At 39.2% G+C, this 14,762-nt stretch carries 10 protein-coding genes and 1 riboswitch; of the genes, 4 read left to right on the forward strand and 6 right to left on the reverse strand.

Annotation, left to right across the window (positions count from 1 at the left end; all coding sequences use genetic code 11):
• Window positions 1-101: 101 nt before the first annotated feature.
• From rpsB to thiC, 3 genes are all read right to left on the reverse strand, one after another.
• Window positions 102-827 carry a 30S ribosomal protein S2 gene (rpsB, locus tag EO122_RS02845; RefSeq protein WP_126938350.1) on the reverse strand — a complete coding sequence of 242 codons (726 nt, stop codon included), beginning with the start codon at window positions 825-827 and terminating at the stop codon, window positions 102-104.
• Window positions 828-1,132: 305 nt separating this feature from the next.
• Window positions 1,133-1,450 carry a hypothetical protein gene (locus EO122_RS02850; RefSeq protein WP_127009287.1) on the reverse strand — a complete coding sequence of 106 codons (318 nt, stop codon included), beginning with the start codon at window positions 1,448-1,450 and terminating at the stop codon, window positions 1,133-1,135.
• A 407-nt stretch (window positions 1,451-1,857) separates the two neighbouring features.
• Window positions 1,858-3,162: a phosphomethylpyrimidine synthase ThiC gene (thiC, locus tag EO122_RS02855; protein ID WP_127009288.1), complete on the reverse strand. Its 1,305-nt coding sequence runs from the start codon at window positions 3,160-3,162 to the stop codon at window positions 1,858-1,860.
• A gap of 74 nt (window positions 3,163-3,236) precedes the next feature.
• Window positions 3,237-3,344: riboswitch (TPP riboswitch) on the reverse strand.
• Between the two features lie 255 nt (window positions 3,345-3,599).
• Between thiC and pflB the strand changes: the two genes are divergently transcribed.
• From pflB to EO122_RS02875, 4 genes are all read left to right on the forward strand, one after another.
• The gene (pflB, locus tag EO122_RS02860; RefSeq protein WP_164725937.1) at window positions 3,600-5,729 is read left to right on the forward strand and encodes a formate C-acetyltransferase; all 2,130 of its coding nucleotides are present in this window, start codon (window positions 3,600-3,602) and stop codon (window positions 5,727-5,729) included.
• Window positions 5,730-5,731: 2 nt separating this feature from the next.
• Entirely contained in the window at window positions 5,732-5,971 is a 240-nt protein-coding gene (grcA3, locus tag EO122_RS08380; protein WP_126938357.1) for an autonomous glycyl radical cofactor GrcA3, read from the forward strand.
• Between the two features lie 6 nt (window positions 5,972-5,977).
• Window positions 5,978-6,751: a pyruvate formate-lyase-activating protein gene (gene pflA / locus EO122_RS02870; protein WP_127009289.1), complete on the forward strand. Its 774-nt coding sequence runs from the start codon at window positions 5,978-5,980 to the stop codon at window positions 6,749-6,751.
• A 241-nt stretch (window positions 6,752-6,992) separates the two neighbouring features.
• Complete coding sequence (locus EO122_RS02875) at window positions 6,993-8,174, forward strand: sodium/glutamate symporter (protein WP_127009290.1); 1,182 nt, start codon at window positions 6,993-6,995, stop codon at window positions 8,172-8,174.
• A gap of 49 nt (window positions 8,175-8,223) precedes the next feature.
• On the opposite strand, the gene EO122_RS02880 is transcribed toward EO122_RS02875, so the two are convergent.
• From EO122_RS02880 to EO122_RS02890, 3 genes are read right to left on the reverse strand one after another with little or no spacing between them, the layout of a single operon-like run.
• Window positions 8,224-9,543, reverse strand: a complete 1,320-nt coding sequence (locus tag EO122_RS02880; protein WP_127009291.1) for a gluconate:H+ symporter — start codon at window positions 9,541-9,543, stop codon at window positions 8,224-8,226.
• Between the two features lie 18 nt (window positions 9,544-9,561).
• Window positions 9,562-11,115, reverse strand: a complete 1,554-nt coding sequence (locus EO122_RS02885; RefSeq protein ID WP_127009292.1) for a gluconokinase — start codon at window positions 11,113-11,115, stop codon at window positions 9,562-9,564.
• A gap of 13 nt (window positions 11,116-11,128) precedes the next feature.
• Window positions 11,129-14,749, reverse strand: coding sequence for a PolC-type DNA polymerase III (locus EO122_RS02890; RefSeq protein WP_127009293.1), 3,621 nt, complete (start codon window positions 14,747-14,749; stop codon window positions 11,129-11,131).
• Window positions 14,750-14,762: the final 13 nt, after the last annotated feature.

Raw genomic sequence — 14,762 nt, forward strand, 5'->3', positions numbered from 1 at the left:
TTAAGGTAAGACCTTAGTCTTACCTTAATTTTACACCGTTATTACTTATTTATCAATTAAGACTATGTCTATTTATATTGTTAAATAATGATCTAAGACAATTATGCTTCTTCAGAAGCGCTTTCTGTACCGAATGCGTCTTGTTCACCTTGGCGACCTTCTAATACAGCGTCAGCCATTTTACCAGCTAATAATTTAACTGCACGAATTGCATCATCATTTGCTGGAATTGGGAAATCAACTTCGTCAGGATCACAGTTAGTATCTACTGTTGCAACAACAGGAATACCTAGTTTTTTAGCTTCTGCGATAGCAATTTTTTCTTTTTTAGGGTCAACCACGAAAAGAGCACCTGGCATATTAGGCATATCTTTGATACCGCCAAGATATTTTTCCAATTTTTCCCACTCATGACGAAGACGAATTACTTCTTTTTTAGGAAGAACTTCGAAAGTTCCATCTTCAGCCATTTTTTCTAATTGTTTTAAACGTTTAATACGAGCTTCGATAGTTTTGAAGTTAGTCAACATACCGCCCAACCAACGTTCGTTAACGAAGAACATATTAGCACGAAGAGCTTCTTCTTTAATAGCTTCTTGAGCTTGTTTTTTAGTACCTACGAAAAGGATTGTTTTACCTTCTTGAGCTACACTGCGTAAGAAGTCATATGCTTCTTCAACTTTTTTCACAGTTTTTTGTAGGTCAATGATATAAATACCATTGCGCTCAGTGAAGATGAATTTAGCCATTTTAGGATTCCATCTTCTTGTTTGATGTCCGAAATGAACACCTGCTTCTAATAATTGTTTTAATGATACTACTGCCATTTTGGCACCTCCTGTTAAAAAACCTCCGCAACTCTCATCCCTCAGCAAACGCGAAATTGCGCACAGAACTGTTAGTCTAGTTGCGTGTGTATTCATACTTGGTTAGTATAGCATAAAATGTGGGGTGAAAGCAAGCATAAAATAGCCAACTCTTGTCCATTATCCAAACATCAAGCACTCATTAGGGACATATTTAACATCAATTTATAGGATACACGAAAAATACCCAATCTAAAAACTTAGATTAGGTATTCTATAGTCGTGTCCCATGAAGTTATAGATCATAGGAATACATCCCTTTAGTATTATTCTGTAATTTGTACTGGCACAACAGTAGTTGATTGTTTTGTTATTACATTGCCTACTCGTTTCGGTACCACATTGTTTTCTTGTGCTCGGTACACTGATTGATTCACTTGCGCCGGTACTACCGTCGTTGTGTGTTTGAACTCTGTATTGCCTGTGCGTTTGGGTACTACTGTATCACTTTGTGCTGCTTGTGTAGATACTTTCACAGTCGATTCTAATCCTGTGTGTTGTACGCGAGCTTGAGACCAAACGGCGCCCATTACACTAGATGTACTAATAATTGCCACTAATATTGCCATAATAAATTGTTTCATTGTATTCTCCTTGTATAACTTATATATCTTAAATTCTATCACTCAATCTATATCTATATCCTTCGATATGCTTATATGGTAACATAGGTCTAAAGATACTACAAGGGAATTTATAAACCATAATCATTCTTTTTTACGATAGACATATTGCAATTATGATATAGTTCTATGCCACTTTGAAATAATGATTCAGTTTAGCAAATTTCATTATAACAGTTTCCATTGTTTCATCATACACCTCATACAGCCACTCTCCTCAAATGTTACTCTCATATATACGCACTAGTTGCATTATACACAAACATATTTACTATCTAAATAATACATCAATCACATTAACTTAATCAATTCGCCTATACAACAAAACAACCAACTCTCTACAAGAGTTGGTTGTTTCTTTTCCTCATTTATAATATATCAATTTTCTCTCCCTCTAAGGCTTTATTAATGCTCCGTACGGCACAGAATTTACCGCACATACTGCAGGCTTCTTTATGTCCTTCTTCTGGAGCACGACTTTCACGGATACGACGTGCTTTTTCTGGGTCTAATGCCACTGCATATTGCGCTTCCCAATCAAGTTTTTGACGTGCTTCCGCCATTCGATCATCACGTTCTCTCGCATTCGGAATCCCTTTAGCAATATCTGCTGCATGAGCTGCAATTTTGAAAGCCATAATTCCTTCTTTCACATCGTTTTCATCAGGTAAAGCCAAATGTTCTGCTGGTGTCACATAACAGAGGAACGCAGCTCCATGCATTGCTGCCACAGCACCACCGATGGCTGCCGTAATATGGTCGTAACCTGGTGCAATATCTGTCACCAATGGGCCTAATACATAAAATGGAGCTCCATCACAAATTGTTTGTTGTACTTCCATATTAGCTTGTACCTGATTCAATGGCACATGACCTGGACCTTCTACCAAGACTTGTACACCACGTTCACGAGCTCTTTTTGTTAATTCCCCAAGACGAACAAGTTCTTCGATTTGACAAATATCTGTAGCATCCGCCAAACAACCAGGACGGCATGCATCGCCAAGGGAAATAGTCATATCATATTCTGCACAGATTTCTAAGATTTCATCGTAGTATTCATAGAATGGGTTTTCTTGCCCTGTCATAGACATCCAAGCAAATACTAAACTGCCACCACGGCTGACAATATTTAATTTACGTTTATGACGCTTAATCTGTTCCACAGTATGCTGCGTAATCCCACAGTGTAATGTTACAAAGTCTACCCCATCTTCTGCATGCAGGCGAATCGTAGAAATAAAATCCTCTGCTGTCAATTCGCCTAAATCTTTTTGATGGTGAATCACACTATCGTAAATAGGAACTGTGCCGATCATAACAGGACATTCTTTCGTCAACAATCGACGAAAGATACGTGTATCACCATGAGTAGATAAATCCATAATAGATTCAGCCCCTAAGGCTACCGCATGATTCACTTTTTTCATTTCTTCTTCGTAATCTGTGCAGTCTTTTGATGTACCTAAATTGACATTAATTTTTGTACGTAAAGCTTGTCCTATACCCTCAGGTTGTAAAGAAGTATGATGTTTATTACATGGTATTGTAACATGTCCCTTTGCCACCAAATCCCGTAACACTTCAACATCCATGTTTTCTTTTTTTGCCACTACTTTCATTGCATCGGTGATAATTCCTTTTTGGGCTGCTTGCATTTGTGTGTAAAACATAAAGGCTCCTTTCACTACAAAGGAGCCTATCGGTATTTTATAAAAAAGGGTATCGATACATATATCGATACCCACATAGCTGTCTGCGTGCTTCCTACGCGGGCATGATCCCGATCAGGTCAAAAGGTCAGGTACTTATAGCCCTTTCTCAGCCTATCTCATAGGCTCCCTTGCAATCCTAAATTATATTGTAATCATAGTATATCATAATTATCTTATAGTGAGAATATAGAATAAATATTATTTAAAATATATACATCCTACAATCCTAATAAGCATATTAATTAAAATTGGTCTATAGTATGACCATTTACTCATACACCACTTTCAAAAATAATATAACCTATGCAAAAATAATGATTGTAATGATAATTATTATAGATTACAATAAAAATAACCCTATGGGTTGCGTTTTAATGTGTATTTGGAGGTATATTATGCAACAAGCATGGAAAGACTTCAATACAGGTGTATGGGATAAATCCGTGGACGTACGCGATTTTATCCAACGAAACTATGTGCCTTATGTAGGCGATGATTCTTTTCTAGTAGGTCCTACAGAACGAACTACTAGACTTTGGCAACGGGTATTGGATTTATATGAGGAAGAACGACAAAAAGGTTCTGTCATCGATGCAGATACTGATGTAGCAACTCATATTACGGCACATGCCCCTGGATATATTATTAAAGAAGATGAACAAATTGTAGGTCTTCAAACTGATTATCCTTTAAAACGTGCCATGTTCCCTTATGGTGGTTTACGAACTGCTAAAAGTGCTATCGAAGAGTATGGTTACAAAATGGATCCAACTCTTGAAAGCTTCTTTAAAACTCATCGTAAGACACACAATGATGGTGTATTTGATGTATATACACCTGAGATGAGAGCTGCTCGCTCTGCTCACATTATTACGGGCCTACCTGACGCGTATAGTCGCGGCCGAATTATCGGTGATTATCGCCGCGTAGCCTTATATGGTATTGATTATTTGATCAAAGACAAAGAAGATCAATTCAACATCACCATGGGCGATATGATGCCAGATGTCATTCGTGACCGCGAAGAAATTCGAGATCAAATCCGTTCTTTAAAAGAGTTAAAAGAAATGGCTGCGTCCTACGGATTTGACATCTCCAAACCTGCTACCGATGTAAAAGAAGCGATCCAATGGCTATACTTTGGCTATTTAGGTGCTATCAAAGAACAAAACGGTGCAGCTATGTCCATCGGACGTAACTCCACTTTCTTGGACATCTATGCAGAACGTGATTTGAAATCTGGTAAATATACAGAAGAACAAATCCAAGAAATGGTGGATCACTTTATTATGAAATTGCGCATGGTTCGTTTCGCACGTATCCATGAATACAACAATTTATTTACAGGTGACCCTGTGTGGACAACTGAGTCTATCGGTGGTATGGGTACTGATGGACGTACATTAGTGTCTAAAACTGCATTCCGTATTTTACATACGTTGCAAAATCTTGGTCCTGCTCCAGAGCCAAACTTGACAGTACTTTGGTCCCCTTCCCTCCCTGAAGGATTTAAAAAGTTCTGTGCGAAGCTCTCTATTGCAACATCTTCTATTCAATATGAAAATGATGAAATCATGCGCCCTAACTCTGGCGATGATTATGCGATCGCTTGCTGCGTATCTCCAATGCGTATTGGTAAAGAAATGCAATTCTTTGGTGCTCGCTGTAACTTGGCAAAAGCATTACTTTACGCAATTAATGGTGGCGTAGATGAAAAGCTGAAAAAACAAGTAGGTCCAAAATTCCGCCCTATTACTTCAGAATACCTTGACTTCGACGAAGTCATGGAACGATTTGAAGATATGACGGAATGGTTAGCTGGTGTCTATGTGAATGCCTTGAACATCATTCATTATATGCATGATAAATATGCTTATGAAAAATTGGAAATGGCATTGCATGACCGCAAAGTGACACGTTGGTTTGCTACAGGTATCGCTGGACTTTCCGTAGTAGCCGATTCTCTATCTGCTATTAAACATGCGAAAGTAAAACCAATTCGTGATGAAAATGGTATTGCTGTAGACTTTGAAATCGAAGGTGACTTCCCTAAATATGGTAATGATGATGACCGGGTAGACCAATTAGCTGCCACTGTGGTATCTGGATTTATGAATAAAATTCGTAAACATCCTACCTATCGTCAATCTGTACCAACTATGTCACTCTTAACGATTACATCAAATGTGGTATACGGCAATGCCACTGGTGCTACACCTGATGGACGTAAAGCGGGTATTCCATTTGCTCCAGGTGCGAACCCTATGCACGGACGCGATGAACATGGCGCAATTTCTTCCTTAGCATCCGTTGCTAAAATGCCATGGCGAGATTGTTGCGATGGTATTTCTAATACCTTCTCCATCATCCCAGATTCCCTTGGTAAATCTGGCGAGTCGATGGTAACATTAGGCGACCTAGATTTAGACTTAGACCTAGGCAATATTGAACATGCCTTGGCAGATGGTTGCGAAAATCTAGCGTGCCGTGAACCTAATATTACAATTCCTGAAGAAAAGGAGTAACTATGACAAACGAACAACAAGTAGATAATTTAGTACAGTTATTAGACGGCTACAGCAAAAAAGGTGGCCATCACTTAAACGTAAACGTATTCAATCGTGAAACATTGCTAGATGCGCAAAAACATCCAGAATTGTATCCACAATTGACAATTCGCGTTTCTGGCTATGCTGTACATTTCAACAAATTGACGAAAGCACAACAAGACGAAGTTATTTCTCGTACTTTCCATCAATCCATGTAATCTAGTATGGTAGGTCGTATTCATTCCATTGAGACTATGGGAACCGTCGATGGACCGGGCATGCGATTTGTCCTCTTCCTTCAAGGTTGCCCATTGCGATGTGCCTATTGCCACAATCCAGACACTTGGGATCCCTCAACGTATGCCCAAGAAATGACTGTGGCAGATGTGTGGACACAATTTGAAAGGAATCGAGACTTTTATATCACTGGTGGCATCACTGTTACTGGTGGCGAAGCATTGTTGCAACTCCCTTTTATTATCGAACTCTTTACCTTATTCAAGGAAAAGGGAATTCATACTTGTCTCGACACAAGTGGGATTTGCTACACACAAGAACAGGCTAGTGAGTACGAAAAGCTTCTTTCCGTTACAGATTTAGTCATTCTTGATGTGAAAGAGATCGATTCCTCTATACACGAAACACTAACCGGCAAACCTAATGATGCAGTCCTAGCGTTCGCTCAATTTGTAGACGCTCATGGAACAGATTTTTGGGTGCGCCACGTGGTAGTCCCAACCATCACAGATAATCGCGATCGCTGGTATCGGCTTGGTTTCTTTCTAGGTGCCTTCAAACATTTGAAAGCCGTAGATTGTTTACCGTACCACGTCATGGGGGTGAATAAGTATGAAAGTCTTGGAATCTCCTATCGCTTAGATGGAATTCCTCCCCTCTCAAAAGCTGACGCACAGCGTGCACTCCGCGTTGTCCTATCAGGAATTCGCGACTACCGCAGACGGTTGTGGTGTCCTATTGCAGATGCTCCACAATCGTAAGCTCATACAAATACTTTTCTTGATTTTTATAAAAGCGCACTATCCTTTGTGGATGGTGCGCTTTTTTCTGTTCATATGCTGATATTCATTTCTTATGGATAGCTTTTACATATTAGATAAATAGTTGTATAATGAGGGAGTATTATTTCAGACTATCTAGCTATGATTTAAGGTTCAAGTGAATCCTATGCGCACTACTGCACCATCATAGTCTTTTGTATCTAAAGTTAGGAGGTATTTCATGGCATCGTCGTACATGCTACAATTACACCTTGGCCCTGTTGAGACGGTCATACTTTCACTCATTGCATTCTTAGTAGGTACTTTGTTACACAAGCACGTCTCTTTCCTACATCGCTGGGCGATCCCCGTGCCAGCTATCGGTGGACTTGCCGTGGCATTTCTTGTTTTTCTATTACAAGTATCTGGACTTATCTTAATTACCTTGGACAAGGCTGTTCTCGTTCCTGCTATGGTGGCATTCTTCGCCACTATGGGGCTAGTAGCGCCCGTACAAATTTGTACATCCTCTCTAAAAGCTATCCCTCGTTATTGGGGCATGAGTACCTTACTGGTGATTATGCAAATCTGCATTGGCTTAGGACTAGCGAGTCTATTTGGATTAGACAAACACTACGCTATTTTATTAGGATCTTTATCTCTTGAAAGTAGCTACTCTTTTGTATCTGCTTTAGGTCATGATTTAGGAAATGCCTTAAATGGTGAGACTGTAGCACATGGTATCATTGCATTCACTACCATTATCGGTGTATTCATCGGTGGTCCTATGGGACAATATTTAATCGAGAAATTCAATCGCTATGAAACAGCACCTCCTCCACCAGATTCACCAGCACCGACACCGGTTGGGATTATCGTCAACTTATTGTTGGTTCTAATCTGTGTCAGCATAGGCATCGGCGGTTCTCACTATTTATTAGATACCTTTGGCTTGCATATTCCTACGTTCATCGTATCCATGTTATTGGCCATTGCTATCCGTAATGGTGGCGATGCCATGGGCCAAACTTTTATCAATTCCAAAGCCATTGCCTTGTTTAGCCAAATTAGTATTACTATCTTCTTAACCACTGTGTTCATGAGCGTACCTGTGATCGCATTAAATTCTTTGACTGGACCTATGCTTGCAATTCTAGTTGTACAAGTCATTGCTATTATCCTGTTTACACGATTTATTGTATTCCCTGTACTCTGTAAAGATTACGACGGCGTTGTCATCGGCGCTGCCCTCCTTGGCCACGGCTTAGGCATCACACCAAACACAGTAGCAACTATCGCTACCCTCGGTGGTCGCTATAGAAAATCTGTAAAAGCTTTCTTAGTTGTTCCTATTACAGCCACAGTATTAATCAATGTGTTTGGTATACCTATTCTACATTGGATCATGCAGTTCTATTGGTAAATATATAATATAAAATCCCCAATCCATTCACTGGACTGGGGATTTTTTATTATAAGAATAAATTAATGATTTCTACACCAATTAATCCACATACGGCAATGACTGTTTCCACCATACACCAAGATCGTAACGTTTGTTTTACAGATAATCCAAAAAACTCTTTGAATAGCCAGAATCCTGGGTCATTTGGTGGGCTAAAGAATACAGAACCAGCGCCTACTGCGATTACCATCAACTCAGGACTTACACCTGTTAATGGAATCAACGGTGCCACGATACCGCCAGCTGTCATAGCTGCCACTGTAGCAGAGCCTACAGCAATACGAATCACCACAGCAATTAACCAAGCTAATACTAATGGAGATACATTCACTTGCATTACAAGTTCACCGATATAGGTACCCACACCACTATCGATCAATACTTGTTTTAAAGCTCCACCAGCACCTACAACGAATAGAATCATAGCTACTGTTAAAATCGCTTTTTCGGAAGTAGCCATAATATCTTTCATAGATTTGCCACGAGCAAATCCAAACGTATAGAAAGCAATAATAATAGAAATTGTCAACGCTACAGAAGGATCACCAATAAAGTTAAGAATTACCATAATACTAGATGTTTTTGGTAGATTCATCATTTTACCGATTGCTGTAGCAGCCATCAAGATAACTGGCACTAAAGCAGTAAAAATAGAAACTCCAAAAGATGGCATTTCATCTTCTGTAAAATCTTTATCATTGTGAAGACCTTCAGGGATATCTGTTTTGATGTCTTTCACAGTGTTATACAACAATGGGCCTGCCAAAATAACGGTAGGAATACCGATTAAAATACCATACACCAAGGTTAATCCAATATCTGCATTGAATAATACAGAAATCGCTGTTGGACCTGGATGCGGAGGCAAGAAACCATGTGTTACAGATAAGGCAGCTACCATTGGCATACCTACCTCTAACAATGGGATATCTGCAGATTTAGCAATGGTAAAGATTAAAGGAATTAATAAGACGAAACCGATTTCATAGAATAAAGCAATACCTACAATGAATCCAGTTAAACATACGGCCCATCTTACATTATTACGACCAAACATGTTGATCAAGGTAGTAGCAATACGTTGTGCTCCACCGCTATCGGCCATCAATTTACCTAAAATAGCGCCAAAACCTACTACGATTGTTAAACTACCTAAGGTAGCTCCTAAGCCTTTTTGGATAGTTGGGAAAATCTTATCGAGTGGTAATCCCTCCCCAAAGGCTAATAATACACAGACCAATAGCAATGATAAAAAGCTATTCATCTTTACTTTTACGATTAGGAAAAATAGTAAAATAATTCCTAATGCAAGAATGATTAATGGCATCTCTAATCTCCTTTCAAATTATAAACGACTAAATGGATGTTCCTTTTGGAACTGAACAAGACGTGCCAAATCGTCCTTCATATGGATATACAAACTTTCATAAATAGAGAAAAGTTCTTCATATACAGCTTGATGTTGCTCCTTAGGGTGATAGATACATTCAGGCTGTACTAGCTCTGCTGTATCCTTAATGTCTGACAAAGTTCCATCAGAAATAAACCCTAACACAGCGGCGCCAAAGGAGGCACCTTCACTATTATTTGGTAAGGTGATATGTTCACCGAATATATCACTCATAATTTGTACCCATAACTCAGATTTAGTGAAAGAACCACTAATGCGGATATCTTTCACCTCTTCAAACTCACGTAATGCATCAAGAACAAATCGTAAGCTATAACAAATACCTTCCATTGTGGCGCGAATCATGTAAGAGCGACTATGATTTAAGGATAAGCCTACGAATGCACCACGCAAATCAGAGTTCCAGTAAGGAGCTCGTTCACCCGTAAAATATGGCATCAATAGCAAGCCACCAGATCCAGCTGGTACATGTCTTGCTTTCATAGTCATTAAATCATAAGGATCCACCGATAATTGTTCCATTTGTGAACCATGATAATGCAGAATTCGATCACGCATCCAACGCAAAATCATGCCACCATTGTTGATAGCTCCACCAGCCACCCACATGGTATCTGTTAAATTATAGCACCAGGTACGACCTTTAGGATCCATCTGTGGCTTTTCTGTAAGCATGCGTATAGCACCAGAGGTACCTATCGTAGCACTTAACTGTCCTTTAGAAACAGCACCAATACCAACATTTACCAACACTCCATCAGTAGCACCGATGACAACTGGCGTATTCACAGGTAATCCTAAGCGCTCTGCTACGCCTGCTACTAGCTTACCACTATAGGTTGTGGATACTACCTTAGGCAGTTGTTCTTCTTGAATACCTACATAGTCTAAAATTTCAGAATCCCAAGATTCTGTGAAGGCATTAAATAAACCAGAACTAGAGGCCACAGATTTATCCGTTACCCACTCTCCTGTCATCAATCGGAACATATAATCTTTGATAGATCCAATATGAGCCATACGAGCAAAGATTTCAGGCTGATTTTCTTTAACCCATATGATTTTAGCCAATGGATACGACGCGTGTAACGGACAGCCTGTTCTAAAGTAGAATTGTTTACACTGCTCGTCTTGTTCCATGCGGTGCACAATATTGGAACTTCTGCTATCCGCCCAGGTTATCATATTCCCTAATAAATCAAACTGTTCATCTTGAGGAATAAAACTATGCATCACAGAGCTCAAAGCAATTCCGGATATAGTGACTAATTTATATTGTAACTCTTTTACTACGCCAGCGATAACTTCTTCTGCAGCATCATAAATTTGTTGAGGATTTTGCTCTGCTCGATCATACTGTGGTGTTTCTAATGGATAGAAAGCATCTCGTACAGCTACTGATTTACCTTGTGCTGTGTATGCCATGGCACGTACACCTGTGGTTCCCACATCAACGCCTATCCATACTGCTTCTCTAACTTCTGACATATCATAACTCCTATTATCCAAATAAATTCATTTGTTCATCTTCTGGCAAGTCCTGCAAACACCCTAACTCTACCATACGGTTCGCTATGGTCTGTGACATCTTCGTTCGCCGTCGCAGATCCTTAATCGATAAGAAGTCTGCTTTTTCTCGCTCTTCTACGATCAAATCTGCCACTTTTTCACCCAAACTATCCACAGCCACAAACGGAGGTAATAAAGAAGTTTCATCTTTAATCGCAAATCGTCTAGAGGCAGATGTAGCTAACTCTACATTTGCAAAATGATATCCCCTTTGTTTCATTTCCAAGGATACCTCTAAGGCTGAAATTAAATCTTTTTCCTTTGGAGATGCTTCATACTTAGCCTCTAATGCCTTTAATCGTTTAAACTCTCGTTGCTGTTCTTCTAAAGAACCCATCATAATTTTCAAGTCAAATGCTTTCGCACGAATCGAAAAATACGATGCATAAAAAGCCAATGGATAGTTGATCTTATACCAAGCAATGCGGAATGCCATCATTACATACGCAACAGCATGGGCTCTTGGGAATAAATAGGAAATCTTTTTACAAGAAGCAATAAACCACTCTGGTACATTGGCGGCACGCATTTGATCTTCATAATCTGTTTGTGATACACCTTCTTTATTTCGCTTCTCTATGCCTTTACCTTTACGCACATTTTCCATAACAGAAAAGGCTACGTTATCAGCTACACCATGATTGCGCAAAAAGTTCATAATATCATCACGAGTAGAAATGGCTTCATTCAGTTTACAGGTACCTGTTTTAATTAGTGTTTGCGCATTATCCACCCATACATTGGTCCCATGAGAGAATCCAGATATACGAACTAGATCAGAAAACGTTTGTGGCTTTGAATCTTCCAACATGGCCCGTACGAATCCTGTTCCTGATTCTGGCACAGCCAACGTTGCTACTTTGTCACCTTGTAATTGTGCAGGGGTTAAGCCTAATGCTTTCGTAGAGGAAAACAAACTCAATGTATCAGGGTCATCGAAAGGAATACTCGTAGAAGGCACCCCTGTCATATCTTCTAACATCCTGATGATGGTAGGATCATCATGGCCCAATATATCAAGTTTAGTCATACGACCTTCAATCGAGTGATAATCAAAATGGGTTGTTATAATACCACTTTCTTTTTTATTAGCCGGATATTGGACAGGCGTAAAATGATGTACATCCATGTCTCGAGGACAAACCATAATCCCCCCTGGATGTTGCCCAGTTGTATTCTTTACTTTCGTAAATCCTGTAGACAAACGTTCAATAAAAGCGCGACGTTTTTGTAAGTCATTGGCTTCTGCATATTTAAATGTATATCCTACAGCTGTTTTATCTGCGATCGTACCAATGGTTCCCGCTCTAAAGACATTGTCGCGTCCAAAAAGCTCTTCTGTGTATTTATGTGCACGTCCCTGATAATCTCCAGAAAAGTTCAAGTCAATATCAGGCACTTTGTCTCCATGGAACCCCATGAAAATAGCAAATGGAATATCATGTCCATTCGCTATGAGTGGTGTGCCACATTCTGGGCACTCTCTGCGTGGTAAATCAAATCCCCCAGCGTATTCCCCTTTTAGATAAAACTCACTCCATTTGCAATGAGGACACACATAATGTGGCTCCAATGGGTTTACTTCTGTAATATCAGCCATGGTAGCTACAAAAGAAGAACCTACGGAACCACGAGAACCAACTAAATATCCATCATCTAATGATTTTTTTACTAATTTATGGGCAATATAATACAACACACCAAAGCCATTGCCAATAATACTTTTTAATTCATAATCTAACCGATCCTGTACTGTTTTCGGTAATGGGTCTCCATAGATAGACTTAGCTTTTGCATAGCACATATCTTCAAGAGCTTTATCTGCGCCTTCAATTTTAGGCGAATAGGTGCCATTAGGAATTGGCACTATATGTTCAATACGATCATTAATTGCTCTTGTATTGGTCACAACCACTTCATAAGCAATGTCTTCCCCCAAATAAGAAAATTCCTGCAGCATTTCTTCTGTTGTACGCATGTGCATACAAGGCTTATCTTTTACATCTTTTATATCACAAGCCGTTAGCATAATTTCACGGTATTGTTTATCTTCTGGATGTAAATAGTGTACATTTCCCGTGGCAGCCACCGGTATTTGTAAAGCATGACCTATGTCAACGATGCGACGATTGATTGCTTTCAAATCTTCTTCTGTTTTCAATAGGCCTAGCTTTATAAATTCTTTATAGTATTCATGAGGTTGAATTTCTAAATAGTCATAAAATCTAGCAATATCCTGTAGCTCTTCATCAGATGCTCCATGTGCGATCGCTTGTATTAATTCTCCTTTTTTACAAGCAGATCCTAGAATGATGCCTTCTCTGTGATCAAGAATGACTTCTCGAGGTAGCCGAGGATATTCGTCAAAATAATTCAAATGACTACTGGATATCATTTTATACAGGTTGCGAAGGCCTACCATATTTTTAGCTAATATAATAATATGGTTAGGTGTTTTTTGGTCTTCTTGGTCTATTAAATATCCTTCCACCCCATAAAGAATTTTAACTCCTTTTTCAGCGGCATAAGCTTGTGCTTCTGGAAACGCTTGTACGACACCGTGATCTGTAATGGCTACAGCGGGATGGCCCCACTCCTTAGCTAGGCTAACGATATCTTTCACCGCTACAAGAGCATTTTTGTCAGACATTTTTGTATGTAAATGTAATTCTACTCGTGTTTCTTCATGATTTTCAGTGCGTACTTCTATAGATTCTGATGGAATCGGTCGGACAGACTCCATATCCAATACATAATCCTTTACATACTCTTCATCATAGATGACCTCTCCTTTAATCTGAACTTTTTTAGCAGATTTTAGGATTTTAAAAAGTTGTGGTCCATCTTCAGAGGCTCTCGTAAATCGTTTCACACACAAACTGTTGTGATCATCTACCAGATGCCCCGTAATCAAATAGCGTTTTTTGGGCTCTTCACCTTTTTCACGAGCTTTTTGTACAGCTTTACTATCTTCCTTAGGTCGTAACTCACGAATGTCTAAATTGTGAAAGGATCCAGATACTACGATAATTTCACCGGTTCTAACAAAAAAATCATTTGTTGTATGCGTATCTGGCTCATCAAATGCTTGTCCCAATAGCATCCCCTCATCAGTACTAGTTTTTTTTCTACGCTGAGGGTAAGAAGATGTAGATTCAACCTGCACCACTGGAATTGGCTTATCTCGTACAACCGGATCTTCATATAAGTTATCTAAATATGCTGAAGATTCTACCTCACCTTGACAATCGAGATACATGTCCATTTCATCTAGATACTGGTCATAGGCATCTAAATTAAAGTTTTCAGGAGCACCAATCTCTATATCATGAGTCATCGTATTCCATTCAGTTTGTACTGGTAGAATACAATAGCCATTATCTGTCTCCACCAGCTTACAATCCTGTACTATCGATGCATATACGTCTTGTATGTGTAAACTCATCATTTCATCGGTAGGATTGGAACGATCAATATGCAGTTGTCCATCTTTTATAAACAAGTAAAAGTCAGCTTGACCTTTTCCTTTTCGTACCAAATGATATCGTTTCATACTACCTCAATTA

The sequence above is a fragment of the Veillonella sp. CHU110 genome (assembly GCF_003992255.1).
In the GTDB taxonomy this organism is placed as follows: domain Bacteria; phylum Bacillota; class Negativicutes; order Veillonellales; family Veillonellaceae; genus F0422.

What these genes read in the sequence shown, in the direction of transcription:
- pflA (WP_127009289.1), top strand. Translation starts at nt 5,978, where the DNA reads ATGGTAGGTCGTATTCATTCCATTGAGACTATGGGAACCGTCGATGGA.
- pflB (WP_164725937.1), top strand. Translation starts at nt 3,600, where the DNA reads ATGCAACAAGCATGGAAAGACTTCAATACAGGTGTATGGGATAAATCC.
- thiC (WP_127009288.1), bottom strand. Translation starts at nt 3,162, where the DNA reads ATGTTTTACACACAAATGCAAGCAGCCCAAAAAGGAATTATCACCGAT.
- EO122_RS02885 (WP_127009292.1), bottom strand. Translation starts at nt 11,115, where the DNA reads ATGTCAGAAGTTAGAGAAGCAGTATGGATAGGCGTTGATGTGGGAACC.
- EO122_RS02850 (WP_127009287.1), bottom strand. Translation starts at nt 1,450, where the DNA reads ATGAAACAATTTATTATGGCAATATTAGTGGCAATTATTAGTACATCT.
- grcA3 (WP_126938357.1), top strand. Translation starts at nt 5,732, where the DNA reads ATGACAAACGAACAACAAGTAGATAATTTAGTACAGTTATTAGACGGC.
- EO122_RS02880 (WP_127009291.1), bottom strand. Translation starts at nt 9,543, where the DNA reads ATGCCATTAATCATTCTTGCATTAGGAATTATTTTACTATTTTTCCTA.
- EO122_RS02875 (WP_127009290.1), top strand. Translation starts at nt 6,993, where the DNA reads ATGGCATCGTCGTACATGCTACAATTACACCTTGGCCCTGTTGAGACG.
- EO122_RS02890 (WP_127009293.1), bottom strand. Translation starts at nt 14,749, where the DNA reads ATGAAACGATATCATTTGGTACGAAAAGGAAAAGGTCAAGCTGACTTT.
- rpsB (WP_126938350.1), bottom strand. Translation starts at nt 827, where the DNA reads ATGGCAGTAGTATCATTAAAACAATTATTAGAAGCAGGTGTTCATTTC.